We start from the raw sequence: 22,461 nt of genomic DNA, 5'->3' as shown, positions 1-22,461 counted from the left end.
CCTGCTGGCCCGCCGGGAAGGCGGGCCATTGAAGAGTTGCCCGCCTGTCCGCCTGGGGAGCGCACACACGGGGTGAAGCACGTCTATAACACGGCGATTTCGGGCGCCGTTCCCCGCCTCAAGATTGGGGAACGGTGTCCTGCCATCAAGGGAACACCCCGAGCCTTCTTGGGCGTCCGCCCGGTATGTCAGCGGCCCTGCGCCGCCACCCCACCCTGGCGCATCTCCACCTCCAGGGCGTGGAAGAGGAACGCGTAGAGGTCCGCGCTGGATTCAATCTGCTTGGCCACCTGGTCCGCGCCACCGTGGCCCGCGTTGGCCTCGATTCGCAGCAGGGCAGCCGAGCGGCTGCCGGCCGCGTTCTGCACGGCCGCCACGAACTTGCGGGCGTGCATGGGGTCCACCCGGTCGTCGTGGTCCGACGACATCATCAGCAGCGCCGGGTAGCGCACGTCCTGCCGCACGTGGTGGTACGGCGAATAGGCGTTCAGCGTCTTGAACTCCTCCGCCTTCTCCGGCGTTCCGTACTCCGGAATCCACGTCCTGCCGCTGCCGAAGAGGTGGTAGCGGACCATGTCCAGGAGGGGCACGGCGCATACCACCGCGCCGTAGAGCTCCGGGCGTTGCGTCATGGCCGCGCCCACCAGCAGGCCGCCGTTGCTGCCACCGTGGATGGCCAGCCTGCGGGGCTGCGTGTACTTCTCACGGGTGAGGTACTCGGCGGCCGCGTGGAAATCATCGAAAACGTTCTGCTTGTTCGCCAGGCGGCCCGCGTCGTGCCAGGACTTGCCGTACTCGCCGCCGCCGCGCAGGTTGGCCACCGCGTAGATGCCGCCCGCGTCCAGCCAGGGCAGGATGCTCGCCCGGAAGACGGGCTCCATGTTCACGTTGAAGCCGCCGTACCCGTAGAGCAGCGTGGGCGCGGTACCGTCCTTCTTCAGGCCCTTGCGCGACACCAGGAACATGGGCACGCGGGTGCCGTCCTTGGACGGGTAGAACACCTGCTCCACCGTGTACGCGTCCGGGTCCATGGGCAGCTCCACGCGGGCCCACTCCTCGGACTTCCCGGTGCTGACGGACGTCTTGTAGACGAGCCGCGGCGTCGTGAAGGACGTGAAGACGTAATAGGCCTCGTCCAGGTCCTCCAGACCCACCAGGTTGGACGCGGCGCCCACACCCGGCAGCTGCACGGTGCGCACCGGCTTGCCGTCCAGCGTCGTCACGCGCACCTCGGTGGTGGCGTCCTTGAGGTACTCCAGCGCGAGGTGCCCGCCGATGACCTTGGCGCTCTGCAGCGAGGCCACCGGGTCCTCGGGGATGATTTCCTTCCAGCTCGCCCGCTCGGGCTTCGCCGGGTCCACCACGAAGACGCGCTGGCGCGAGGCGCCCTCGTCCGTGGTGACGTAGAAGCGGTCCTTCCACGCGTGCAGCTCGTACTTCGCGCCGTTGCCCTTCACGAGCAGGCGGAAGTCCTTCTCGCCCGGCCGCTTCCAGTAGATGTCGTTCTCGCTCCAGCCGCGGATGACGTAGACGAAGAGGTACTTGCCGTCCCGGCTCAAGTCGCTCTGGAGGAACGTGGTCGGGTCCCCCGTGCGCGGGTGCACCTGCGCGTCCGTCTTCGGGTCCGCGCCGAGCTTGTGGTAGCGGATGGTGGTGTAGCCGGGCCGCGCGTCCACGGGGATGCTCGGGTCCGTGGGCAGCCACTCGTAGTAGAAGCCCTTGTTGTCCGGCGTCCACTTGGGCGAGGCGTACTTGCCGCCCTCAATCACGTCGACCTGGGACCACTCGCCGGTGTCCACGTCCATGACGTGCAGCACGGCCTCGTCCGCGGCGTTGGGCTTCTGGGAGAAGACGACCTTCTTGCCGTCCCACGAGGGCGCCCACATGCCCATGGAGAGGGTGCCGTCCTTGCTCCACGTGTTCGGGTCCAGGAGCACCTTCTCCTGGCCGTGCTCACCGTCCCGCCAGTAGACGATGGACTTCTCCTTGTCCTTGTGGGTGCGGACGTAGAAGTAGCGGCCGTTGCGGCGCGACGGCGGGGAGATGGAGTCCGTGTAGAACAGCTCCTTGAAGCGGCGGGCGAGCGCGTCGCGGCCCGGCATCTTCGCGAGCTCCGCGCGCGCCAGCGCGTCCTGCGCCTTCATCCAGGCCTGCACCTCGGGGGCCTTCTCGTCCTCCAGCCACCGGTACGGGTCCGCCACCTGCACGCCATGCAGCGTGTCCACCAGGGCTTCCGCCCGGGACGCGGGGTAACTCATTCGCGAGGACTCCTCCTGGGCCGACGCGGGGGTGGCCGGCCTTGTCATTCCCCCGGGCGCCGCGGACGCGGACGCCGGAAGCTCCTCCCGCGCCGCCTCCTTCTGGCTGGCACATGCGGCGAGGGACAGCAACGCAGGGACGAGCAGCTTTCTCATGGGGTCCCAGCACATACAGAAAGGCCCCCGGCCGTCCCACAAAAAGTGTGGTGGGGACGTACGAGCACGGCCCCTCTCCAGACACGCGGGGCGCGCCGGAGGGGCCCGGAAGGCCTCCCTGACGCGCCCCGTCATGTTTCATTCAATCAAGAGCCCCGAAAGGAGGGGCCCGTGAGGTCCGCGCGCTAGGCGGATTCCTTCTTGGGCTCCGGGGCCTCCTTGTCCTGCGAGTGCAGGACGACGGGCTCGCTCTTCTTGAGGATGACCTCCTCGGAGATGAGCACCTCGCGGGCCGTCTTGCGGGACGGGATTTCGTACATCACGTCCAGCATGGCCGACTCGAGGATGGAGCGCAGGCCACGCGCGCCGGCCTTGCGGCGGATGGCCTCCTGGGCGATGGCCTTCAGCGCGCCGTCGGTGAACTTGAGCGCCACGCCGTCCAGCTCGAAGAGCTTGCGGTACTGCTTGGTGAGCGCATTCTTCGGCTGGTTGAGGATGTTGATGAGCGCGGGCTCGTCCAGCTCTTCCAGCGCGGTGATGATGGGCAGGCGGCCGATGAACTCCGGAATCATGCCGAACTTCAGCAGGTCCTCCGGCTCCACGTGCTTGAGCAGCTCCGTGAGGTTGCGCTGCTTCTTGGACTGGATGTCCGCGCCGAAGCCGAGGCTGCGCCCGCCGAGCCGCCGCTCGATGACCTGCTCCAGTCCACCAAACGCGCCGCCGCAGATGAAGAGGATGTTGGTGGTGTCCACCTGCAGGAACTCCTGCTGCGGGTGCTTGCGGCCGCCCTTGGGCGGGACGTTGGCCACCGTACCTTCGATGATTTTCAGCAGGGCCTGCTGAACGCCCTCGCCGCTGACGTCGCGGGTGATGGAGGGGTTCTCCGACTTGCGCGCAATCTTGTCGATTTCGTCGATGTAGACGATGCCGCGCTGCGCCCGCTCGATGTCGTGGTCGGCCGCCTGGAGCAGGTTGACGATGATGTTCTCCACGTCCTCGCCCACGTAGCCGGCCTCGGTGAGACACGTGGCGTCGGCGATGGTGAAGGGGACGTTGAGGATGCGCGCCAGCGTCTGCGCCAGCAGCGTCTTGCCGCTACCGGTGGGGCCCAGGAGGAGGATGTTGCTCTTCTGGAGCTCCACGTCCTCCATGGCGACCTTGGACTCGATGCGCTTGTAGTGGTTGTGCACCGCCACCGACAGCGTCTTCTTCGCGCGCTCCTGGCCGATGACGTACTCGTCCAGCACGGCCTTGATTTCGGAGGGCCGCGGAATGCGCAGCTTGGTGTCCTTGGTCTCCTCGCGGTCGATTTCCTCCGCGATGATGTCGTTGCACAGCCCGATGCACTCGTCGCAGATGTAGACCGTCGGCCCCGCGATGAGCTTCTTCACTTCCTTCTGGGACTTGCCGCAGAAGGAGCAGCAGAGGGTCTGGTTGTCTCGCTTCTCCACGTTCTTGCCCGCCATGTCATCCCTCGCTGCGCCTGTAAGGCCCCACTCCTGAAGACCGCCCCTACCCCTGCCTCCAGCCCAATCTAGTCAGCCCCTGTCCGGAACGTCCACGCGCCTTCCAGGTACTTAACAGGGCGTTGCCACCGACGCAGAAAGCAGAAAGCCGGAATCACGGGTTTGAATTCCCGCGACTCCGGCCGTACTCCGAGGTCCGGGGCCTCGGGCACCCGCCTACTTCTTCTCTTCCTTGCCGAGCCCCACGACCTTCCGGGGGCTCTGAATCTCGTCGATGATGCCGTACGCCTTCGCCTCGGTGGCGCCCATGAAGTAGTCGCGGTCCGTGTCCTTCTCCACGCGCTCGATGGACTGGCCGGTGTGCTTGACGATGAGCTCGTTGAGCTTGGCCTTCATGCGGAGGATTTCCTTGGCCTGGATTTCGATGTCCGTGGCCTGACCCCGCACGCCGCCGAGCGGCTGGTGAATCATGATGCGACTGGAGGGCAGCGAGTAGCGCTTGCCCTTGGCGCCGGCGAGCAGGAGGACGGCCCCCATGGAGGCCGCCTGCCCCACGCAGATGGTGGACACCGGACACTTCAGGTACTGCATGGTGTCGTAGATGGCGAGACCCGCCGTCACCGAGCCACCGGGCGAGTTGACGTAGAGGTTGATGTCCTTGTCCGGGTCCTCGGACTCGAGGAAGAGCAGCTGGGCGACGATGACGTTGGCGACGTCATCGTCGATTTCGGTGCCCAGCATGACGATGCGGTCCTTCAGGAGCCGGCTGTAGATGTCGTACGAGCGCTCACCGCGGTGGGTCTGCTCGATGACGTAGGGAACGGGCATGAAGGGCATGTCGACCTCGGTGAGGACCTGCGGAGCTCAGGAGTTGAACCTCACGAATACTTCGCCCGACCCCTCAGGAATTCAATCGTCTTTTCCTCCCTCAGTCGGAGAGACAACCCGAGCCGCTCGTCCGGGCCCTTGAAGTACTTCTTCACCGCGGCCACGGGCTGGCCCGCCTCGGTGGCGAGCTGCTCGATGCGGGCGTCCACGTCCGCGTCGGAGGCCTGGATGCCCTCCTTCTGGGCGATGGCCTCGAACAGCAGCGTGCCCTTCACCTCCTGGACGGCCTTCTCGCGCATCTCCTCGCGCAGGCGGTTGAAGTCCAGGTTGAGGCGGCTGGGGTCCACGCCCGAGCGCTGGAGCTGCTGCAGCGCCCCGCGCAGCATGGAGTCCATGGCGCGCTCCACCATGGCGCGCGGCACCTCGAACGGGTTGCGCTCGATGAGGACCTTCATCAGGGCCTCGCGCTCCTCGCCCTCCACCTGCTGCTTGCGCGCCTTCTGCATGTCCTCGCGCATCTTGGTCTTCAGCTCGTCGAGCGACTGGGCGATGCCGGTGTTCTTGGCGAAGTCGTCGTTGAGCTCGGGGACGATTTCCTTCTGGAGCGACTTCACGGTGATGTGGAAGCGCGCCGTCTTCCCGCGCACCGACTCCTCGCGGTAGTCCGCCGGGAAGGCGTAGTCGATGTCCTTGGACTCGCCCACCTTCACGCCCTCCAGGGCGGCAATCCGGGACTCCACCAGCTCACCGGGCGCCACCTGCACGGCGATGCCGTCGGCCTTGCTGCCGGGGAAGGGCTGGCCGTCCACCGTGGCCTCGAAGTCGATGGTGGCGTTGTCGCCGGCGGCCGCGGTGTCGCGGTCCGTGACGGGCTCCATGCGGCCCATGGACTGGCGCATGCGCTCGAGCTGCTCGTTGAGCTGCTCGTCGGTGACGGAGGTGTCGGCCTTCGTCAGCGGCAGCTCGACGTAGTCCTTCGCCTCGACCCTGGGCTTCACCTCCACCCGCGCCTCGAAGGTGAAGGGGGCGTCCGCCTTGAGGCCGGAGTTGGTGACCTGCGGGTTGGCGACGACGTCGACCTTGTGCTCGCGGATGGCCTCCACGTACGCCGTCTGGACGACGCGCTGGATGACCTCGTCCTCGACCTGATCCTTGAAGCGCTGCTCGAGGATGCGGCGGGGAACCTTGCCCTGCCGGAAGCCAGGCAGGCGCACCTGCTGGCCGAGTCTGGAGTACGCGCGGTTGAGCTCTTCCGCCACGCGGGCGTTCTCGACCTCGATGGAGAGCTTCTTCTCGATGGGAGAGAGCTCCTCGACCTGGACCTTCATGGGGGGCCTCGCTCGCCGCCGCCTCGGACATCCGTCCCGAGCGGCGCCGGAAAAGTGGGACGTGCGCCTTTAGGGGATAGGCACGAACGGGTCAACGCGAAATGGGCGAGGAGGGACTCGAACCCTCACACCTTGCGGTACCAGATCCTAAGTCTGGCGCGTCTACCAGTTTCGCCACCCGCCCAGGGTGCGTCGCGCGCCGGCCGTCTTACCGCGAACGTCGGTTGGACGGCAGAGGCCGGAAAAAGAAAAGGGGCCCCTTCATTTCTGAAGGGGCCCCGGAGTGAGAGCGGAGGGAATCGAACCCACAACCTATGGATTAAGAGTCCATTGCTCTGCCAATTGAGCTACGCTCCCGGCACTCCCCCGGTCCGTCGCCAGCGCGACGTCCAGGTGGCGGCGGTAACTACAGAAGCCCGACCGTGCTGTCAAAAAGTATTTTCGGGCCCCCCTTCATTCCCGCGCTGCTGATCAGCTGACGCCCGGTGCGGCGAGCGCCTGACGCCGGTCCGCATGCCCGGCGGCCAGCCCCCGGAACGGCTCTCCGCGGGGGTGAAGCAGGCCCCTGCCCCGGATGTTCAACATGGCCGCAGCACGCTTTTCGTCCCGGCCGCACGAGCAGTCGTGCGCGAGCCGCACTCCGGGGCACGAAGCGCACGAGACGGTTCGTGGGCACTCATGCGCTTCGAGGGCGCGCCGCCGCGGCAACCAGGCGGGCGGACGGAGGTCGTCCGCCCTTTTCGCGAAGGACGTATGCAGGAGACGACAGTGACGGAAGCCAACACCAAGGCCGAGACGGCGCAGGGCACGTGGAGCCGGGAGCGCGCGGAGCTCGTGCGGCGGACCATCTGCCCCAAGGGCATCAGCGAGGACGAGTTCGCCCTCTTCATCGAGCAGTGCAAGCGCAGTGGCCTGGACCCGCTGCTCAAGGAAGCCTTCTGCGTGGCGCGCCGGCAGAACGTGGGCAACCGCGAGCGGCCCAACTGGGTGACGAAGTACGAGTTCCAGCCCTCCGAGGCCGGCATGCTCGCCCGCGCGGAGCGCTTTCCGGACTTCCGGGGCATCCAGGCGTCCGCCGTATTCGCCGAGGACGAAATCATCGTGGACCAGGGCAAGGGCGAGGTGGTGCACCGCTTCAACCCGGCCAAGCGCAAGGGCGCGCTGGTGGGGGCCTGGGCCCGCGTGGTGCGCGACGGGAAGCTGCCCGTCGTGGTGTGGCTGGACTTCAGCGGCTACGTCCAGCAGACGCCGCTGTGGGCCAAGATTCCCACGACGATGATTGAGAAGTGCGCGCGCGTGGCGGCCCTGCGCAAGGCGTACCCGGAGGCCTTCGGCGGCCTGTACGTGCGCGAGGAGATGCCGGCCGACGACTACGAGCAGCCGCACGCGTCCGAGGAGCCCGTCCCCGCGGGCGGCCCCTACGAGGTGCTGGGCGCGAAGCCCGGCCCCGTGAAGGCGTCCTTCCCCACCCTGGCTCCCGCCGCGCCGGTGAAGGAGGAGAAGGTGCCCGCGCTCAACGTGGACGTGCCGGTGCCGCCCGCCTCCGCGGTGGAGGCCGAGCCCGTCTCCGGAGCTGCATCTGGAGCCGGTTCGGGAGCCGCTTCGGTGAAGAAGAGCGGCAAGGTGGCGGCGACGCCCGTCGACGAGCCGGTGGAGAAGGAAGTGGTGGTGGAGGCGGCGGCCCCGCGGCCCAAGCCGAGCTCCGTCATCGTGGCGTTCGGCCCCTACAAGGGGAAGACGGCCTCCGAGCTCTCCGACGAAGAGCTGAGCGAGACCATCGACATGGCCAACGAGAAGCTGATGGAGCAGCCGAAGGCGCGCTGGGCCAAGGCGATGCGTGAGAACCTGGCCGCGCTGGAGGCGGAGACGGAGCTGCGCTGCCGCGTGCCTTCGTCCGCCCGCAACGGCGCGGCCCACGAGGCCTGAGCCGTCCGCGCGTACCGTTCAGCAACTGAAGTGAGGAAGCGCCCTCGTCGCGAAGCCAGCGGCGGGGGCGTTTTCACGTCCCCTTCCGGCGGCGGTGACTCGACTCGGGTGAGGAGGAGCGCGCTCGGAGGGACTTGAACCCCCAACCCCTGGGTTCGAAGCCCAGTGCTCTATCCGGTTGAGCTACGAGCGCAACACAAACGGGGGTGAAGGAGGGCGGCCAACCGGGATCGAACCGGTAACCTCAGGAGTCACAGTCCTGCGCTCTAACCAGTTGAGCTATGGCCGCCGTTACAGCGTTTGAAGCGGCGGCTTCCCTATCGTGGAAACCGGGGCCATGACAAGGCCCAAATGTGACAGCAGGCAGATCGGCAAGCGCCCCAGGCAGGGCTCGAACCTGCGACCCCCGGCTTAGAAGGCCGGTGCTCTATCCAGCTGAGCTACTGGAGCCGGCCGAGTCGCCTGCAGTGCTTCGGCTCTACAACTGCTTCTCTTCAAATCGGGGCGAGAGGATTTGAACCTCCGACCCCCTGCGCCCAAGGCAGGTGCGCTACCAGGCTGCGCTACGCCCCGTGAAGTAGAGTCCGGCATTGTTGAACCATCGCGAACGGACGCGCAAGGCCGACGTAGCTGACGCCCTTCTCTTCAGCCTGCCACCAGGGCGAGCAGGTGCGGTTTCATCAGCCGGAAGGCCGCGCCCCGGTGGGACACCGCCGCCTTCTCGTCCGCCGTCAGCTCCGCCATCATCCGGCCGCCTTTGTCCGAAACGATGAACACCGGGTCGTACCCGAAGCCGTGGCTGCCGCGCGGCGCATGGCCGATGCGGCCCTCGCACCGGCCCACCTCCACCTTCGACGTGCCTCCGGGCATCACCAGCGCCAGCGCGCACCGGAAGGACGCGGTGCGCTTGTCGTCGGGCACGCCGGACAGGTCGGTCAGAAGCTTCTCGTAGCGGGCCTTGTCGTCCCCCGGCGCATAGCGCGCGGAGTGCACTCCGGGCCGGCCGTCCAGTGCGTCCACGAACAGTCCGGAGTCGTCCGCCAGCGCGGGCAGGCCGGAGGCCTTCGAGTACTCGCGGGCCTTCTTCAGGGCATTGCCCTCCAGGGTGGGGGCGTCCTCGACGACTTCCGGCAGGGGCGGCAGGTCCGCGAGCGACACCACCTCCACCGCGTCCCCCACCAGCCCGCGCAGCTCGCGCAGCTTGCCAGCGTTGGTGGTGGCGAAGAGCAGCTTCGGCTTCGCCGTCATCCGAGCACCTTCGCCTGCGCGGCGACGAGCTGCTGAATCGCGGCCAGCCCGCCGTCCACCATGGCGTCCAGCGTCTTGCGGTCGAAGAGCTGGTGCTCGGCCGTGCCCTGCAGCTCCACCATGCGGCCGTCGGCGGTGGCCACGAGGTTGAGGTCCACGTCCGCGTTGGAGTCCTCGTCGTAGTCCAGGTCCACCCGCACCTCGCCCTTCACCACGCCCACGGACACGGCGGCCAGCGGCGTCAGCTTGGGCAGCCTGGTCAGCGTGCCCGCCTTCTGGAGCGAGCGGATGGCGAGCACCAGCGCCACATAGGCCCCGGTGATGGAGGCGGTGCGCGTGCCGCCGTCCGCCTGGAGCACGTCACAGTCCAGCGTGAAGGTGCGGGGCCCGAGGGCCGCCAGGTCCACCGCGGCGCGCAGGGAGCGGCCGATGAGGCGCTGGATTTCCATGGTGCGGCCGGTCTGCTTGCCCTTGGCGGACTCGCGCTGGTTTCGCGAGTGCGTGGCGCGGGGGAGCATGCCGTACTCGGCCGTCACCCAGCCGGTGCCCTTGCCCACGAGATGCGGCGGCACGCGCTCCTCGGTGGAGCAGGTGACGAGCACCTTGGTGTGGCCGAACTCCACCTGCACGGAGCCCTCCGCGTAGCGGGAGACACCGGGAGTCAGGGTGACGGGGCGAAGGTCCAGCGCACCACGTTGGAAGGAACGCAAGGCAGGCTCCTGGGAAATGGAGTGGGGAGTGGGCATCCCCTCTCTAGCAGAGCCGCGCCGCGCGGGTGGAATCTCCGCTCCGCCGGTCTGCCGTCACGGCGACACGGGGCCGGCCACCTGGGGCTCGCGGGTGGCGTCGCGGCGGCGGGTCTCCTTGAGGAAGGCGAGCACGCCGTCGGCAATCGCCTCGGCCAGCTTCTCCTGGTACTCCGCGCGGCCCAGCTTCGCGCCCTCCTGCGGATGGGAGATGTAGCCCACCTCGACGAGGACGGCGGGGCACTCCACGCCGGAGAGGACGAAGAAGGGCGCCTGCTGCACGCCCCGGTCCGCCGCGCGCGTGCCGCGGATGAGGCGCGGGTGGATGGAGTAGGCCAGCCGCGACGAGTCCGCGTGCGCCTCGGTGCGCACCAGGTCCTGGAGGATGAGGGCCAGCGTGGAGTCACCGCGCGCGGCGCGGGACACGGGGGCCTCGGCATTCTCACGGTCGGCCACGGCGCGCGCGGCGTCTCCGGAGGCATTGGCGGAGAGGAAGTAGGTCTCGATGCCCTCGGTGCGCTCGCGCATCCGCTTCGTGGGCATGGAGTTGGCGTGGATGGAGAGGAAGAGGTCCGCGCCGTGGTCGTTGGTCAGCGACACGCGCTCGGTGAGGGACACCTGCGCGTCGCGCTCGCGCGTGAGGTACACGTCACCGCCGGCCGCCTCCAGGCGCGTGCGCACACGCTGGGCAATCTGGAGGGCCACTTCCTTCTCGCGCAGCTCGCCGGGGCCCTTCGCGCCCTCCTGCGCGCCGCCGTGTCCCGGGTCGATGACGATGCGCGCGGGTCGCTCCCCTGCCCCTGCGTCGAAGGGCAGAAGACACAGCAACGAGAGGACGGCGAAGAGGGGGCGGTGCGACTGCGGCATACCGGAGACAGATGCTAGCGGAGGGGACCCCCGGGGGCGAAATCCGGGCCGGCGCGAGGCGGGACGTTCAGCCGAGGACGTCGGTGACGGGGAGGCGCTTCGGAGGCAGTGAGGGCCGTGCGACGGAGCGGCAGGCCATCAGCCGATGACGTCGATGCCGGGCCGCCCTGCCCTCACCTCGCCGATGAGCGCGGCGTCCACGCCCGCGGCCTCCAGCGCCTTCAGTGCCTTCAGTGCCTGCCGCGCGGGCACGCTGGCCAGCAACCCGCCGTTGGTCTGCGCATCCGCGAGCACCCACTGGATGTGCTCGGGCAACCCGTCCGGGAAGCGCACCTTCTTCTTCACGTGCGCGAGGTTCGACTTCGTGCCGCCGGGCACCACGCCCTGCTCGGCCAGCGCGGCGACCTCGGTGATGAGCGGAATGCGCTCCAGGTCCAGCGCCGCGCGCGCCTTCGCCCCCTGCATCATCTCCAGCAGATGACCCAAGAGGCCGTAGCCCGTCACGTCCGTGAGGGCGTTCACCTTGAACTTCCCCGAGGCGAACACCTCACCCGCCGCGCGGTTGAGCGCGGACATCACCGCCACCACGCGCTTGGAGAGTTGCTTCGACGCCACGCCCCGCTTGATGGCCGTGGTGGCGATGCCCGAGCCCAGGGGCTTGGTCAGGAAGAGCACGTCCCCCGGCTTCGCGCCCGCGTTGGTGAGCACCTTCTTCGGGTTCACCACGCCGGTGACGGCCATGCCGTACTTCGGCTCCGGGTCCCTCACGCTGTGGCCGCCGAGGATGGGGATGCCGGCCTCGTCCGCCTTGGACTGGCCACCGGCCAGAATCCGCGACAGCACCTTCAGCGGCTGCCCGTCCGGGAAGCCCACCAGGTTGAGCGCGAAGAGGGGCCGCGCGCCCATGGCGTAGATGTCCGACAGGGCATTCGCCGCGGCGATGGCCCCGAACTGGAACGGGTCGTCCACCACGGGCGGGAAGAAGTCCACCGTCTCCACCACGGCCAGGCCGGGCGTGAGGCGATAGACGGCCGCATCGTCGTTGGTGGCGAAGCCGACCAACGCGTGGGGACTGTGAGCAGTCTTCAGGTGGCGCAGGACCTGCGCCAAATCCGCGGGCCGCAGTTTCGCCGCTCAGCCCGCGCAGTGACTCAATTCGGTGAGGCGCTTCGGCTTCACCGGCTGCTCGTCCGCCATGGTGCTCCCCTTCCCGTCAATGATGCGGCCCCCGCTAGAGGACTGGAGGGCCGCGAGTGTCCGTCAGACCTTGCGCACGTAGTCGCGCTTCAGGAGCTGCGCCACCGCTTCCGCCGTCACCACGTCGTCCGCGTCCGCGCGGTCCAGCACCGCGCCGAAGGTGCCGTAGTTGTGCACCAGTTGGAGCACGTCGAGCATCTCCGGCGACAGCTCCTTGAGCGGCGGCGTCAGCGGCATGGCCAGCGCCAGCGGCGCGTCGAGCGCCGGCAGGCTCGGCTGCAGGCGCTTCATCTCGTCCAGTTGGCGGAGCGAGTCCATCAGGAGCGCCTCGGTGGACGAGTCCAGCTCCACCATGAACTCCTGGTTGTCCGCCGGGCGCAGCTCGAAGTCGCCGCTCTCCCAGGTGATGATGCGGTTGAAGCTCTTCTGCGGGCCCAGGTTGTGGTTCTCGTTGATGACCGCGTAGTACACGCGGCCCTGGCGCAGGTAGATGCGGCCTTCCTGGTCGCTGTTGACCACCAGCACGCCGTTCTTCTTCGACGTGTGGAAGAGCTGGAGCAGGTCCGGGAGGGGAATCTCCTCAATCTTCCCCGTCATGGAGCTGGCCTTGTTGGTGGTGCGCGCGGCCTGGGCGGCGGCGGCCTCCTCCAGCTTCTGCTTGGCCATGCTCTCGTCGACGTTGGCGCCCTCGGCGCCCTGGTGGACGAGCTTGAGGATGGAGGTGCCGATGAGGATGCGGTCCCCCTCCTTCAGCCGGGCCTGCTTCACCTTCTCGCCGTTGACGAAGGTGCCGTTGGTGGAGCCCAGGTCCTCGATGGTGATCTTCCCGTCGCTGAAGCTGATCTTCGCGTGCTTGCGCGAAACCATGTCCTCGACGAGGACCATGTCCAGCTCGCTCGAGCGGCCGATGACAATCTGCTTGTCCACCTTCAGCGGGAACTCGCCACCCTGGTACTTCCCGGAGATGAACTTGAGGGCGTAGGTCTTTTGGGTGTCCATGATCATCAACCTGCCTGGTCCGGCGTGCCGGGGTCCTTCACCAGGTTGAGGTACATCTGCGCGCTCTTGTTATCCGGGCTGCGCGCCAGCACGTCCTCCCAGACCCGCACCGCCTCTGCCCGACGCCCGGCCGAGTACAGCGCCACTCCGTACTGGATACGGCCCGGGATGAAAGATGGGTTCTGCGCGATGACCTGTTCGTACTCGACGATGGCCGCCTCGTTGTCTCCCGCGTCACGCAGGGCATTGCCCAGCTTGAGGCGGATGTCCACGAACTGCGGGCAAAGCCCGAGCGCTCGCCGGTACTCTTCGATGGCCTTCGCCCACGCGCCGCTGGAGGCGTAGACGTCTCCAATCTCGCCGTACATGTTGGCGATCTTCTTCTCGACGTAGGGGTCCAGCTCGCCGGGGCCGCTCTTCTGCTGGGAGAGGGCGGCCTGGTAGACCTCCTTCGCCTCGGCGTACTTCCCCATGTCGTTGTAGATGACGGCCAGGTTCAGGGCCGCCTCGGTATACGCGGGGTTGAGCTTCAGCGCGGACTCGAAGGCTCGCTGCGCCCGGGCGAACTGGCCCTGGTCGTGGTAGATGATGCCGAGCATGTTGAATACGTCGGCGAAGGTCGGATTCTGCTCGACGATCTTCGCGAGGTATTGCTCGGCCTGCGCGTACTGCTTCTTCTCGAAGTAGCCGCGCCCGAGGGTCAGTAGCTGCTTGAGGGGCTCTTCCATGAATCGGCCCGAACGGGGGCCCTGCCTCCGAGGCGGCTAGCCTACATGAGCCCGGGCGAAAACAAGAATTCATCACCGCGAAGCGTCAGCGACAGTTGCCGCTCCCCCCGGGTGTCCACGGGCCGCGCCGGCAGGGCTCCCTGCAACCGCCAGTGTTCCGTGACGAGGGCCTCTTCCCGCTCCAGCCGGACGTACCAGGCCTCCGCGCGGTAGCCGCGAGCGCGCATCTTCCGCAGTTCCTCCCACTCCGGGCCGCCCACACCCGGAGTGCCGGGCGCCGCCAGCCTTGCCAGGGCGTCCGCGTCCGCCGCCTGCAGGGCCCGCCGCCGCGACTCCAGCGCCGTCACCACGGCCAGCAGTCGGGGCGCCGCGGTGCGCTCCGGCACCCAGTCCCCGTCGCGCCGGACGAAGGGCACCCGCTCCACCCCGGCCGTCCCCACCTCGGTGGGCCCCAGGGTGCCGTCGAAGTCCAGCGTGGCGTGGGCCTCGGCCCGCTTCCCGCCCGGGGCCACCACCACGGTGATGCGGGCGAAGCGGTGCCGGCGGGACTTGAGGGGCACGTCCGAGCCGGGCACGGGCAGGGAGAACCCCTCGGCCTCGGTCTCCTTCAGGGCGGTGATGATTTCCGCCTCGGGGCCGGCGGCCGCGCCGAGGAAGCGGGGGGCGAAGACGGCCAGGGCGCCGCCCAGCGCCAGCAGGACGATGAGGGCGCCGCCGAAGCGGCTCCACTCCTCGGTGGTCCTCACGAGCCCAGCATGCGCTGGGCCCGCTCCGCGGCGGGCGTCCCGGGCAGGCGGCGCAGCACCTGGCGCAGCGTCTCCTCCGCCTTCTTCGGGTCATTCAGCTTCACGTAGGCATTGTGCAGGTCGAAGAGGGCCGTCTCCTCGTACTGCGTGCCAGGGTAGCGGCGCAGCAGGCCCTCCAGACGCTGGGCCACCGCCTTCCAGCGCTCGCGCTTCTGGTAGAAGCGGGCCACGTAGAGTTCGTGCTCCGCCAGGCGCCGGCGGGCCTCGTCCGCCTGGACCTTGGCGTCGTCGGCGTACTCGGACTGAGGGTACTGGCGGCGGAAGTCCTCCATGGCCAGCAGCGCGGCCTGGATTTCCACCTGGTCCTTCTCCTCCGAGGGCGGCAGGGCGAAGAACTCCGAGGGGTAGTCCTCCACGTGCGTGAGGGCGGCGCGGTAGGCGGCGTAGTCCACCTTGGGGTGCGTGGGGTGGAGCTTGATGAAGGAGTCGTACTGGTCGCGCGCCTCGGGCCAGGCCTCGCGGGCGAAGTCCACGTCCGCCAGCTTGAGCTCGGCCTCGCGCGCCGCGTCCTGGTAGGGGAACTTCGCGCGGACGTACTCGAAGTACTTCTGGGCCTTGAGGAGGTCCTTGTTCTCCATGGCCTCGGTGCCCAGCCGCAGGTTCTCGTCCGCGGTGTTGGCGTAGGAGGGCTCGCCGGCCTGGCCCGAGGTGAGGGAGGCACAGCCAGAGGTGAAGAGCAGGGCGGCAGTCAGGAAGGCGACGGCGGAACGCATCTCCACCACGCTATTCCTCCGGACCGGAGGGGTCCAGTGAAGGTTCACCCAGCAATCGGTGGATGACATCCTCGGAGAAGCCCCGGCTGTCGAGGAGCCTTCCGGCGCGGGCCCGCTCCTTCGCGTCGAGCGGACGGCCGAGCAACCCCTTCCCTTCCAGCACCGCGCGCGCGGCGGACAGGGCGTCGAAGGACTCCGTGTCACTTGCCTGCGCGAGGGCCTGGCGGGCGGTGTCCTCCGGAAGGCCGTGGGCCTCGAGGCGCTGGAGCACGGCGCGCGGGCCCAGCCTGCCCTTGCGCAAGAGCGCGGCGGCGCGCTCCTGGGCGAAGCGCGCGTCGTCGAGGTAGCCCCAGCCCGTCACGCGTGAGAGGGCCTCGTCGCGGACCTTCTCCGCGAAGCCCTTTCGCGCGAGGGCCGCGTCCAGTTCCTGGCGGCTGCGCGAGCGCACGGAGAGGAGCTTGAGGCAGGCGTCCGTGGCGCCGCGGACGGCGTCCGCTCCTGCGTCTTCGGGGGGACTGTCATCCTCCGGATGCATGGCGGGATACCTAGCATGTGGTAACAGGCCCAACCATGCACCCCGTCCTCGCCCGCTTCCTCGCCGCCGACGCCGCCCGGGAGACGCTCCGCAAACAACAGTCCGGTGAAGCCCTCTCCCCCGAGGAACAGGTGTTCATCGACGCCGCCACCGCGCACCCGAAGCACCGGGGCGTGCTGCTCGGCGTGGGCGGCCGCGTCCTGTCGTCCGATGCCCAGGCGTCGCTGGTGCTGCTGGCCGCTCACGCCGCGGCCCGCGCCATGCGCGAGGACGCCGATTTGGCCGAGCCCACGCGCAAGGCGCGCGAGGCCCTGGCCGAGGAAGGCGCCAGCGAGGAGGAGGCGGACGCCTTCATCGCGTCCATCCTCCTGGAGGAGGCCTTCGGCTACGAGCAGGAGGTGGACAGCTTCGACCAGGAGTACGTGAAGGAGGCGCTGGGCGAGGTGCCCGCGCTGGCCGCGCTCACGAAGGAGGCGGTGGACGCGCTCTTCCTGGCGTTCGTGAAGGGCGCCGCGACGGACGCGGAGCGCAAGGTGCGCGAGGGCATGGCGCGCGCGCTGTTCGACATCGCGTGGTCCGAGGGGCCCGCGCCCATCAACCCCGAGCACATGGAAGCGCTGCTCGACGCGGAGGTGGTGGACCGGCCCGAGGAGGAGCAGGAGGCGAAGGTGCACGCCACCGCGCAGCTGCTCCAGGCGCTGTCGAAGGAAGGCCTCGTCGGACCGCTGCGGCTGTCGCGGCTGCGCGCGCTGCTGGGCGAAGAGGACGCGTAGCGGCGGAGCCGGCGGCGTTACCGGCCCCGCCTCGTCAGTGAATCAGAAGCGCTCAATCTGGAAGTCGTCATCCCCACCCGCAGCGGGCGCGGGCGCGGGCGCCGGAGCGGGAGCTGGCGTGGGCGGACGCGCGGCGGGTGCGGGCGGACGCGCGGCTACGGGAACCTGACCCGAAGGACGCGCGGGCGCGGGCGCCGGAGCCCCCGGGCGCATCGCCTGGGCCACCGGGGCCGGCGTGGGCTGAGTCGCCGCCGGAGCGGGCGCGGGCGCCGGAGCCCCGGGCGCGCCCTTCTGCGCGAAGGCTGCGGAGCCCGGAATGGGGCGCGCCTCGCCGGGCTTCGCGTCGAAGTTGTCCCACTTCGAGTCCGACGTGCCGCTGATGCCCGAGAAGCGCAGCGCGAAGTCGTCCGGGTTCGTCGCCTGACGGTGGGCCTCGTCGTACGTGACGAGCCCCTGGCGCACCAGGCTCATCAGCGACTGGTCGAAGGTCTGCATCCCGTACGAGTCCGTGCCCTGCGCAATCGCGTCGTGGATTTCCTTCGTGCGGTCCTTGTCCTCGATGAGCTCGCGCACGCGCGCCGTGACGCGCAGCACCTCCACCGCGGCCACGCGGCCCTTGCCGTCCGCGCGCGGCACGAGGCGCTGGCTCACCACGCCCTTGAGCACGCTCGCGAGCTGCAGGCGCACCTGCTTCTGCTGGTGCGGAGGGAATGCGGACACGATGCGGTTGATGGTCTCCGTCGCGTCCAGCGTGTGCAGCGTGGACATGACGAGGTGGCCCGTCTCCGCCGCGTGGAGCGCGGTCTCAATCGTCTCGTGGTCACGCATTTCGCCCACGAGGATGACGTCCGGGTCCTGGCGCAGCGCGCTCTTGAGGGCCTGCGCGAAGCTCATCGTGTCCACGCCCACCTCGCGCTGGTTCACGATGGAGCGCTTGTCGCGAATGAGGAACTCGATGGGGTCCTCAATCGTCATGATGTGGCTGGTCTCGTTGGCGTTGATGTGGTCGATCATCGCCGCCAGCGTGGTGGACTTGCCCGAGCCCGTGGTGCCCGTCACCAGCACGAGGCCGCGCTCCTCGCCGCAAATCTTCGCGAGCACCTGGGGCAGCAGCAGGTCCTGCATCGTCATCACCTTGAAGGGGATGACGCGGAGCACCGCGCCCACGGTGCCGCGCTGCTGGAAGACGTTCACGCGGAAGCGGCCGAGGCCCGGGACGCCGTACGCGAGGTCCACCTCGTTGCTCGTCTTGAACTTCTCCTTCTGGAACTCGTTCATGATGCCGAAGGCCATGCGCGCGACCTCCTCCGGGGGGAGGCGGCGCCCGTCCTTGAGCGGCACCAACGAGCCGTCCACGCGGAACATGGGCGGAAGGCCGGCCTTGAGGTGAATATCGGAGGCACCGCCGCGCAGGGCGATCTGCAGAATCTCGTTCAGTTCCATGAGCGTCCCGGATGGTAGCAGAGGCCTTCGGCCTCATGCGATGGGACCCGGCTGACCCCGCAACGACAACGGCGGAGGCCCTCGTGAGAGGACCCCCGCCGCTGAGAGACAACCAAGCTGCCGAGCTGGATGCTTAGCGCTTGGAGAACTGGAACCGGCGACGGGCGCCCGGCTGGCCGTACTTCTTGCGCTCGACCGCGCGAGCATCGCGGGTGAGGAAGCCGGCCTTCTTCAGCGCCGGACGGAACTCCGGGTTGAAGGAGCACAGCGCACGGGCGATGCCGTGACGGATGGCGCCGGCCTGGCCGGAGAGACCGCCACCCTTCACGTTGACCGTGATGTCCAGCTTGCCCTTCTGCTCGAGAATATCGAGGGGCTGGTTGAGGACCATCTTCGAGGTCTCACGACCGAAGTAGGCGTTGAGGTCGCGACCGTTGACGGTGACCTGGCCGGTGCCGGGACGAATCCAGACGCGGGCGGTGGCCTCCTTGCGGCGGCCGGTGGCGTAGAAACCGAGTTCCTGGTGGATGGGCATGGACGTTGTCTCCCTTTACGCCTCGACCTCGAACGCGGCCGGCTTCTGGGCGGCGTGAGGGTGGGTGTCACCTGCGTAGACCTTGAGCTTCGTCATCATCTGGCGGCCGAGCGCGTTGCGCGGAAGCATGCGGCGCACGGCGTTGATGATGATGTCCTCGGGGTGACGCTGGCGGAGCTTCTCCAGGTTGGTGATCTTGAGGGCACCGGGGAAACCGGCATGGGGGTGCCGGTAGTACATCTTGTCCTTCTCCTTCGTGCCCGTCACCCGCACCTTCTCGGCGTTGATGACGACGACATGGTCGCCCGTGTCGATGGACGGCGTGTAGATGGCCTTGTGCTTGCCCTTGAGCAGGGTGGCAATCTGGCTCGCCGCGCGGCCCAGCACCTTGTCGGACACGTCAATGACGTGCCACTGGCGCTTGATGTCCCCAGCCTTCGCGCTGTAGGTCTTCTGCGACATTTCTTTGCACTCCAGACTTCTCGCGGCCGCCGTGTGCATGCCAGGGGCCGCTGCTCGTGCCAAACCAACCGCGGGTCCGTCGTGAAAACTCCACGCTGGCCCGGAAAGGCCGACCGTCCTAGTGGGTGCGGAGGATCAAGTCAAGGTCGCTCCGCACCTCCCGTCCGGATTCCCGGGCCCACCCACCCCCACACGTCCCGGGGACGGGGCTCCGGAGGGGGGCTCCCCTACCCGGCCGCCCCGCCGGTACGGCCAGAGGCAGGGCCGGTGGAGGGCCCGGCGCCGCCCGGCTGGGGCTTCTTGAAGCGCTCCTTCAGGTTGGCGAAGAAGTTCTTCTCCTCGGTGGTGGGCGGCCCCTGACGCGGTGCTTCCAGGTCCACCTTCTCCACCACCTCTTCCGGCAGGTCCTCCAGGAAGCGGGACGGGGTGCGGGGCACGTCCTTGCCGCGCTTGGTCCGGACGTTGGCGCGGGTGAGGTAGAGCAGCTCCTTGGCGCGGGTGATGCCCACGTAGCAGAGGCGCCGCTCCTCCTCGAGGTTCTGCGCCTCGCCCTGCATGCCGCCGTGGGGCATCAGGTCCTCCTCCATGCCGATGAAGAAGACGAGCCGGTACTCCAGCCCCTTGGAGGCGTGCACCGTCATCAGCGTGACGCGGCGGTGGCCGCCGGGCACCTCCTCCTCTTCCTGGCGCGTGTCCAGGCTGAGGCGGTTGAGGTAGGTGAGCAGGCTGGCCTTGGGGCCCTCGCGCTTCTCGAAGTTCTCCAGCGAGTTGAGCACCTGGTCCACGCTCTTGAGCTTCTTGTCCGCGGCGGTGGCGGACGTGGCGTGGGCGCGCGTGGCCTCGCGGAAGCCAATCTCCTCCAGCAGCTTGCGCGTCACGTTGGCGAGCTGTCCGTGCTCGTACGCGTCCCGGTAGCGCTCGACCATCTCCACGAACTCGAGCACCTTGGCGCCGGCGCCGGGCGGGAGGTCCTCGTAGTCACCGGCCTTGCGCATCACCGTCCACAGCGTGACGCCCTCGCCGCGCGCGTGGACGGCGAGCCGCTCCATCGTCACGTCGCCAATGCCGCGAGCGGGCACGTTGACGATGCGCAGGAGCGAGATTTCGTCCAGCTTGTTCACGATGACCTTGAAGTACGCGATGACGTCCTTCACCTCGCGCCGGTCGAAGAACTCGCTGCCGCCCACCACCTCGTAGGGGATTTGCTTCTCGCGCAGCATCTCCTCCACCGGGTGGGCCTGGCCGTTGGTCCGGTAGAGCACCGCGATTTCGTCCGCGGGGATGCCCAGCGAGATGTGCTTCTGGATTTCGTGTGCGACGAAGCGGGCCTCCTCCTCGTCGTTGGGGCAGCTCACCACCGTCACCTTCGGACCGCCCTTGCGGTCGGTCCACATCTGCTTGGCCTTGCGCTCGGGATTCTTCGCGATGACGGCGTTGGCCGCGTCCAGCACCATCTGCACGGAGCGGTAGTTCTGCTCCAGCCGCACCTCCTTCCCTCCCGGGAAGAGGCGGTCGAAGTCGAGGATGTTGCGCACCTCGGCGCCGCGCCACGAGTAGATGCACTGGTCGTCGTCGCCCACCGCGCACACGTTGCGCTGCTCGCCGGCCAAAAGCTTCAAGAGCTCCAGCTGGGCGATGTTGGTGTCCTGGAACTCGTCCACCAGCAGGTAGCGGAAGCGCCGCGTGTACTTGGCGTACAGGTCCGGGAACTCGCGCAGCAGGCGCGTGGGGAGCAGCAGCAGGTCGTCGAAGTCCACCGAGCCCTGCGCCTTCAGCGCGAGCTGGTAGTCCGGGTACACGAGGTGGGTGATGAGGTCGTAGTCGTCGCCGATGCCCTCGGGCTTGGGCTGCGGCACCTGGCCGGAGTTCTTCGCCTTGGAGATGAGCGTGAGCACCTTGCGCGCGTCGAAGGAGCGGTCGTCGATTTTGTGCTCGCGCATGGCGCGGCGGATGTTGGCGAGCTGGTCACCCATGTCCGCGATGGCGAACTTCTTCGGCCAGCCGAGGCGGTGGATGTCCTCGCGGAGTACCTCGGCGCCGAAGGCGTGGAAGGTGCACACCAGCACGCCCTGAGCGCGCGGGCCCGCCATGTGGACCAGGCGCTCCTTCATCTCCGTTGCCGCCTTGTTGGTGAAGGTGACGGCGAGGATGTTGCGGGCCATGAGGTGGCCCGGCCGCTCGTTGAGCAGGTGGACGATGCGGTGGGTGATGACGCGAGTCTTGCCGCTGCCTGCGCCTGCCAGCACGAGGAGCGGTCCCTGGAGGGTAACCACGGCCTCGCGCTGCGGAGGGTTGAGCTTCGAGAGGTCCATTGCGCGCGCGCCCTGGATACCCTTTGATTCGTCCGTGCGCGACTTCTTCCTGGGGCTGACTGCCGCATTTCTCGCGCTCGGCGCGGGTGCGGGCTGCATGGACAAGGCCAGCGCCCCGGTGGAGGTGGCACCCTCCGTCCCGGCGGCGAGCGCGCCCTGCGTGTACTTCAAGCAGCTCTCCCCCTTCCTGCCGGACGCGCTGGAGGGCTTCACCGTGGCGCGCACCCAGGGCTCCACGGGGAAGTATGGAGAGGTGTCCGTCTCCGAGGCTGAGCGGCTCTACACGCGAGGTGAGGGACGAGAGGTGAAGGTGCGCATCGTGGACACCACGATGGGCGGGAAGATTGGACAGGCCATCCGCGAGGCCGCGGACCGGGCGAAGAACAGGTCTCCCAGCGACCCGGCGGCCCCCATCCACTGGGGCGACGCCGTGGGCTTCGTGAGGTACGACGCGGAGGAGTCGCTCGCCGAGGCGAACCTCCTGGTGGGAGACCGCTACGTGGTGGCCGTCACCAGCCGGGGCTTCCCTGGCACGGTGGAGGTGCGGCGGGTGGCGCGAGGCATCGACCTGGCCGGGCTGGCCCGGCTGCAGTGAACCCCGACATGGGCAAGGAGTGTCCCTGGTGGTGAAGGAGAAAGGAACGCGGCCCCAGGTGGACCCGCTCGCGGAGGAGAAGGCTGCGCGGGCGGCGGTGGCCACGCTGGGCAAGCGGGAGTTCCTGGAGCAATTCCAGAAGCTGGCCAAGCTCTACGCGGCGGACCCGGGCAACCCCGGCTCGTACGCGTGCGAGGGCTGCCAGCGCTGCGCGAACTGCATGTTCTGCAAGGACTGCGACAGCTGCTTCCAGTGCACTCACTGCACCCGGTGCGAGCTGTGCAACAACTGCTCGCACTGCGTGGAGTGCAAGAGCTGCCACGCGTGCGCCTACTGCGTGCAGAGCGAGAACTGCACCAGCAGCGCGTACCTCGTGCTGAGCCGCAACCTGCAGGACTGCAACTACTGCTTCGGCTGCGTGGGCCTGGCGAAGAAGGACTTCCACATCCTCAACGTCCCCTTCCCCCGGACGGAGTACTTCAAGGTCGTCGGGCGGCTGAAGAAGGAGCTGGGGCTGCCGTAGTCAGCAGCCCGGAGACT

21 protein-coding genes and 6 tRNA genes are annotated in these 22,461 nt (G+C 68.5%); 4 read left to right on the top strand and 23 right to left on the bottom strand.

Features of this window, described 5'->3' with window-relative positions:
* Nucleotides 1-188: 188 nt before the first annotated feature.
* The 6 genes from ACVTJA_RS13100 to ACVTJA_RS13075 form a co-directional block, all read right to left on the bottom strand.
* Entirely contained in the window at nucleotides 189-2,258 is a 2,070-nt protein-coding gene (locus ACVTJA_RS13100) for a prolyl oligopeptidase family serine peptidase (protein ID WP_465836690.1), read from the bottom strand.
* A gap of 341 nt (nucleotides 2,259-2,599) precedes the next feature.
* Entirely contained in the window at nucleotides 2,600-3,880 is a 1,281-nt protein-coding gene (gene clpX, locus ACVTJA_RS13095; protein ID WP_465836689.1) for an ATP-dependent Clp protease ATP-binding subunit ClpX, read from the bottom strand.
* Between the two features lie 216 nt (nucleotides 3,881-4,096).
* A complete protein-coding gene (gene clpP, locus ACVTJA_RS13090; RefSeq protein ID WP_169344207.1) occupies nucleotides 4,097-4,717 on the bottom strand; it encodes an ATP-dependent Clp endopeptidase proteolytic subunit ClpP in 621 nt (206 codons plus the stop codon).
* A gap of 41 nt (nucleotides 4,718-4,758) precedes the next feature.
* Nucleotides 4,759-6,036 (bottom strand): trigger factor, encoded by a 1,278-nt coding sequence (gene tig / locus ACVTJA_RS13085; protein WP_465836688.1) that lies wholly within the window; start codon nucleotides 6,034-6,036, stop codon nucleotides 4,759-4,761.
* A 102-nt stretch (nucleotides 6,037-6,138) separates the two neighbouring features.
* Nucleotides 6,139-6,220 (bottom strand) — tRNA-Leu (locus ACVTJA_RS13080).
* A 100-nt stretch (nucleotides 6,221-6,320) separates the two neighbouring features.
* Nucleotides 6,321-6,393: transfer RNA gene (locus ACVTJA_RS13075), tRNA-Lys, on the bottom strand.
* Nucleotides 6,394-6,789: 396 nt separating this feature from the next.
* Here ACVTJA_RS13075 and bet point away from each other — a divergent pair.
* Complete coding sequence (gene bet / locus ACVTJA_RS13070) at nucleotides 6,790-7,962, top strand: phage recombination protein Bet (RefSeq protein WP_465836687.1); 1,173 nt, start codon at nucleotides 6,790-6,792, stop codon at nucleotides 7,960-7,962.
* Between the two features lie 119 nt (nucleotides 7,963-8,081).
* On the opposite strand, the gene ACVTJA_RS13065 is transcribed toward bet, so the two are convergent.
* The 13 genes from ACVTJA_RS13065 to ACVTJA_RS13005 form a co-directional block, all read right to left on the bottom strand.
* Nucleotides 8,082-8,155: transfer RNA gene (locus tag ACVTJA_RS13065), tRNA-Arg, on the bottom strand.
* A 22-nt stretch (nucleotides 8,156-8,177) separates the two neighbouring features.
* A tRNA-His gene (locus ACVTJA_RS13060) sits at nucleotides 8,178-8,251 on the bottom strand.
* An 87-nt stretch (nucleotides 8,252-8,338) separates the two neighbouring features.
* Nucleotides 8,339-8,412 (bottom strand) — tRNA-Arg (locus ACVTJA_RS13055).
* Between the two features lie 49 nt (nucleotides 8,413-8,461).
* A tRNA-Pro gene (locus ACVTJA_RS13050) sits at nucleotides 8,462-8,535 on the bottom strand.
* A 72-nt stretch (nucleotides 8,536-8,607) separates the two neighbouring features.
* Nucleotides 8,608-9,210 carry an RdgB/HAM1 family non-canonical purine NTP pyrophosphatase gene (gene rdgB, locus ACVTJA_RS13045; RefSeq protein ID WP_465836686.1) on the bottom strand — a complete coding sequence of 201 codons (603 nt, stop codon included), beginning with the start codon at nucleotides 9,208-9,210 and terminating at the stop codon, nucleotides 8,608-8,610.
* Nucleotides 9,207-9,920 (bottom strand): ribonuclease PH, encoded by a 714-nt coding sequence (gene rph / locus ACVTJA_RS13040; RefSeq protein ID WP_465836685.1) that lies wholly within the window; start codon nucleotides 9,918-9,920, stop codon nucleotides 9,207-9,209. Before rph ends, rdgB begins: the two co-directional genes overlap by 4 nt.
* 93 nt (nucleotides 9,921-10,013) lie before the next feature.
* Nucleotides 10,014-10,823 (bottom strand): N-acetylmuramoyl-L-alanine amidase family protein, encoded by an 810-nt coding sequence (locus tag ACVTJA_RS13035; protein WP_465836684.1) that lies wholly within the window; start codon nucleotides 10,821-10,823, stop codon nucleotides 10,014-10,016.
* A gap of 138 nt (nucleotides 10,824-10,961) precedes the next feature.
* Nucleotides 10,962-12,020: a selenide, water dikinase SelD gene (gene selD, locus ACVTJA_RS13030; protein ID WP_465836683.1), complete on the bottom strand. Its 1,059-nt coding sequence runs from the start codon at nucleotides 12,018-12,020 to the stop codon at nucleotides 10,962-10,964.
* Between the two features lie 63 nt (nucleotides 12,021-12,083).
* A complete protein-coding gene (locus ACVTJA_RS13025) occupies nucleotides 12,084-13,019 on the bottom strand; it encodes an FHA domain-containing protein (protein ID WP_465836682.1) in 936 nt (311 codons plus the stop codon).
* Nucleotides 13,020-13,024: 5 nt separating this feature from the next.
* Nucleotides 13,025-13,747: a tetratricopeptide repeat protein gene (locus ACVTJA_RS13020; RefSeq protein WP_465836681.1), complete on the bottom strand. Its 723-nt coding sequence runs from the start codon at nucleotides 13,745-13,747 to the stop codon at nucleotides 13,025-13,027.
* Nucleotides 13,748-13,788: 41 nt separating this feature from the next.
* Nucleotides 13,789-14,493: a hypothetical protein gene (locus tag ACVTJA_RS13015; RefSeq protein ID WP_465836680.1), complete on the bottom strand. Its 705-nt coding sequence runs from the start codon at nucleotides 14,491-14,493 to the stop codon at nucleotides 13,789-13,791.
* Nucleotides 14,490-15,266, bottom strand: a complete 777-nt coding sequence (locus ACVTJA_RS13010; RefSeq protein ID WP_465840377.1) for an outer membrane protein assembly factor BamD — start codon at nucleotides 15,264-15,266, stop codon at nucleotides 14,490-14,492. Before ACVTJA_RS13010 ends, ACVTJA_RS13015 begins: the two co-directional genes overlap by 4 nt.
* A gap of 10 nt (nucleotides 15,267-15,276) precedes the next feature.
* On the bottom strand, nucleotides 15,277-15,801 hold the full coding sequence (locus ACVTJA_RS13005; RefSeq protein ID WP_465836679.1) for a regulatory protein RecX: 525 nt from the start codon (nucleotides 15,799-15,801) through the stop codon (nucleotides 15,277-15,279).
* A 35-nt stretch (nucleotides 15,802-15,836) separates the two neighbouring features.
* Here ACVTJA_RS13005 and ACVTJA_RS13000 point away from each other — a divergent pair, with 35 nt between their 5' ends.
* Complete coding sequence (locus ACVTJA_RS13000; protein ID WP_465836678.1) at nucleotides 15,837-16,574, top strand: hypothetical protein; 738 nt, start codon at nucleotides 15,837-15,839, stop codon at nucleotides 16,572-16,574.
* A gap of 42 nt (nucleotides 16,575-16,616) precedes the next feature.
* Here ACVTJA_RS13000 and ACVTJA_RS12995 read toward each other — a convergent pair whose 3' ends face one another.
* The 4 genes from ACVTJA_RS12995 to ACVTJA_RS12980 all read right to left on the bottom strand — a co-directional run bounded on the left by ACVTJA_RS12995 (nucleotide 16,617) and on the right by ACVTJA_RS12980 (nucleotide 21,326).
* Nucleotides 16,617-18,017 carry a type IV pilus twitching motility protein PilT gene (locus ACVTJA_RS12995; RefSeq protein WP_465836677.1) on the bottom strand — a complete coding sequence of 467 codons (1,401 nt, stop codon included), beginning with the start codon at nucleotides 18,015-18,017 and terminating at the stop codon, nucleotides 16,617-16,619.
* Between the two features lie 133 nt (nucleotides 18,018-18,150).
* Nucleotides 18,151-18,552 carry a 30S ribosomal protein S9 gene (gene rpsI / locus ACVTJA_RS12990; protein WP_465836676.1) on the bottom strand — a complete coding sequence of 134 codons (402 nt, stop codon included), beginning with the start codon at nucleotides 18,550-18,552 and terminating at the stop codon, nucleotides 18,151-18,153.
* Between the two features lie 15 nt (nucleotides 18,553-18,567).
* Complete coding sequence (gene rplM / locus ACVTJA_RS12985) at nucleotides 18,568-19,014, bottom strand: 50S ribosomal protein L13 (protein ID WP_465836675.1); 447 nt, start codon at nucleotides 19,012-19,014, stop codon at nucleotides 18,568-18,570.
* A 227-nt stretch (nucleotides 19,015-19,241) separates the two neighbouring features.
* Complete coding sequence (locus tag ACVTJA_RS12980) at nucleotides 19,242-21,326, bottom strand: ATP-dependent helicase (protein ID WP_465836674.1); 2,085 nt, start codon at nucleotides 21,324-21,326, stop codon at nucleotides 19,242-19,244.
* Nucleotides 21,327-21,450: 124 nt separating this feature from the next.
* Between ACVTJA_RS12980 and ACVTJA_RS12975 the strand changes: the two genes are divergently transcribed.
* Together ACVTJA_RS12975 and ACVTJA_RS12970 are read left to right on the top strand one after the other, a co-directional pair.
* Complete coding sequence (locus ACVTJA_RS12975) at nucleotides 21,451-21,921, top strand: hypothetical protein (protein WP_465840375.1); 471 nt, start codon at nucleotides 21,451-21,453, stop codon at nucleotides 21,919-21,921.
* Between the two features lie 28 nt (nucleotides 21,922-21,949).
* Nucleotides 21,950-22,444, top strand: coding sequence for a caib/baif family protein (locus ACVTJA_RS12970; protein WP_465836673.1), 495 nt, complete (start codon nucleotides 21,950-21,952; stop codon nucleotides 22,442-22,444).
* The last annotated feature ends 17 nt before the right edge of the window (nucleotides 22,445-22,461 follow it).

Source organism: Pyxidicoccus sp. M6, from assembly GCF_055568925.1.
The sequence above is the reverse complement of the archived record's forward strand: the minus strand, read 5'-3'. Positions and strand labels throughout refer to the sequence as shown.

Excerpts from the sequence above, each read along its gene's own strand:
- ACVTJA_RS13100 (WP_465836690.1), bottom strand. The coding sequence starts at position 2,258 with ATGAGTTACCCCGCGTCCCGGGCGGAAGCCCTGGTGGACACGCTGCAT.
- clpX (WP_465836689.1), bottom strand. The coding sequence starts at position 3,880 with ATGGCGGGCAAGAACGTGGAGAAGCGAGACAACCAGACCCTCTGCTGC.
- clpP (WP_169344207.1), bottom strand. The coding sequence starts at position 4,717 with ATGCCCTTCATGCCCGTTCCCTACGTCATCGAGCAGACCCACCGCGGT.
- tig (WP_465836688.1), bottom strand. The coding sequence starts at position 6,036 with ATGAAGGTCCAGGTCGAGGAGCTCTCTCCCATCGAGAAGAAGCTCTCC.
- bet (WP_465836687.1), top strand. The coding sequence starts at position 6,790 with ATGCAGGAGACGACAGTGACGGAAGCCAACACCAAGGCCGAGACGGCG.
- rdgB (WP_465836686.1), bottom strand. The coding sequence starts at position 9,210 with ATGACGGCGAAGCCGAAGCTGCTCTTCGCCACCACCAACGCTGGCAAG.
- ACVTJA_RS13035 (WP_465836684.1), bottom strand. The coding sequence starts at position 10,823 with ATGCCGCAGTCGCACCGCCCCCTCTTCGCCGTCCTCTCGTTGCTGTGT.
- ACVTJA_RS13025 (WP_465836682.1), bottom strand. The coding sequence starts at position 13,019 with ATGGACACCCAAAAGACCTACGCCCTCAAGTTCATCTCCGGGAAGTAC.
- ACVTJA_RS13020 (WP_465836681.1), bottom strand. The coding sequence starts at position 13,747 with ATGGAAGAGCCCCTCAAGCAGCTACTGACCCTCGGGCGCGGCTACTTC.
- ACVTJA_RS13010 (WP_465840377.1), bottom strand. The coding sequence starts at position 15,266 with ATGCGTTCCGCCGTCGCCTTCCTGACTGCCGCCCTGCTCTTCACCTCT.
- ACVTJA_RS13005 (WP_465836679.1), bottom strand. The coding sequence starts at position 15,801 with ATGCATCCGGAGGATGACAGTCCCCCCGAAGACGCAGGAGCGGACGCC.
- ACVTJA_RS13000 (WP_465836678.1), top strand. The coding sequence starts at position 15,837 with ATGCACCCCGTCCTCGCCCGCTTCCTCGCCGCCGACGCCGCCCGGGAG.
- ACVTJA_RS12995 (WP_465836677.1), bottom strand. The coding sequence starts at position 18,017 with ATGGAACTGAACGAGATTCTGCAGATCGCCCTGCGCGGCGGTGCCTCC.
- rpsI (WP_465836676.1), bottom strand. The coding sequence starts at position 18,552 with ATGCCCATCCACCAGGAACTCGGTTTCTACGCCACCGGCCGCCGCAAG.
- rplM (WP_465836675.1), bottom strand. The coding sequence starts at position 19,014 with ATGTCGCAGAAGACCTACAGCGCGAAGGCTGGGGACATCAAGCGCCAG.
- ACVTJA_RS12980 (WP_465836674.1), bottom strand. The coding sequence starts at position 21,326 with ATGGACCTCTCGAAGCTCAACCCTCCGCAGCGCGAGGCCGTGGTTACC.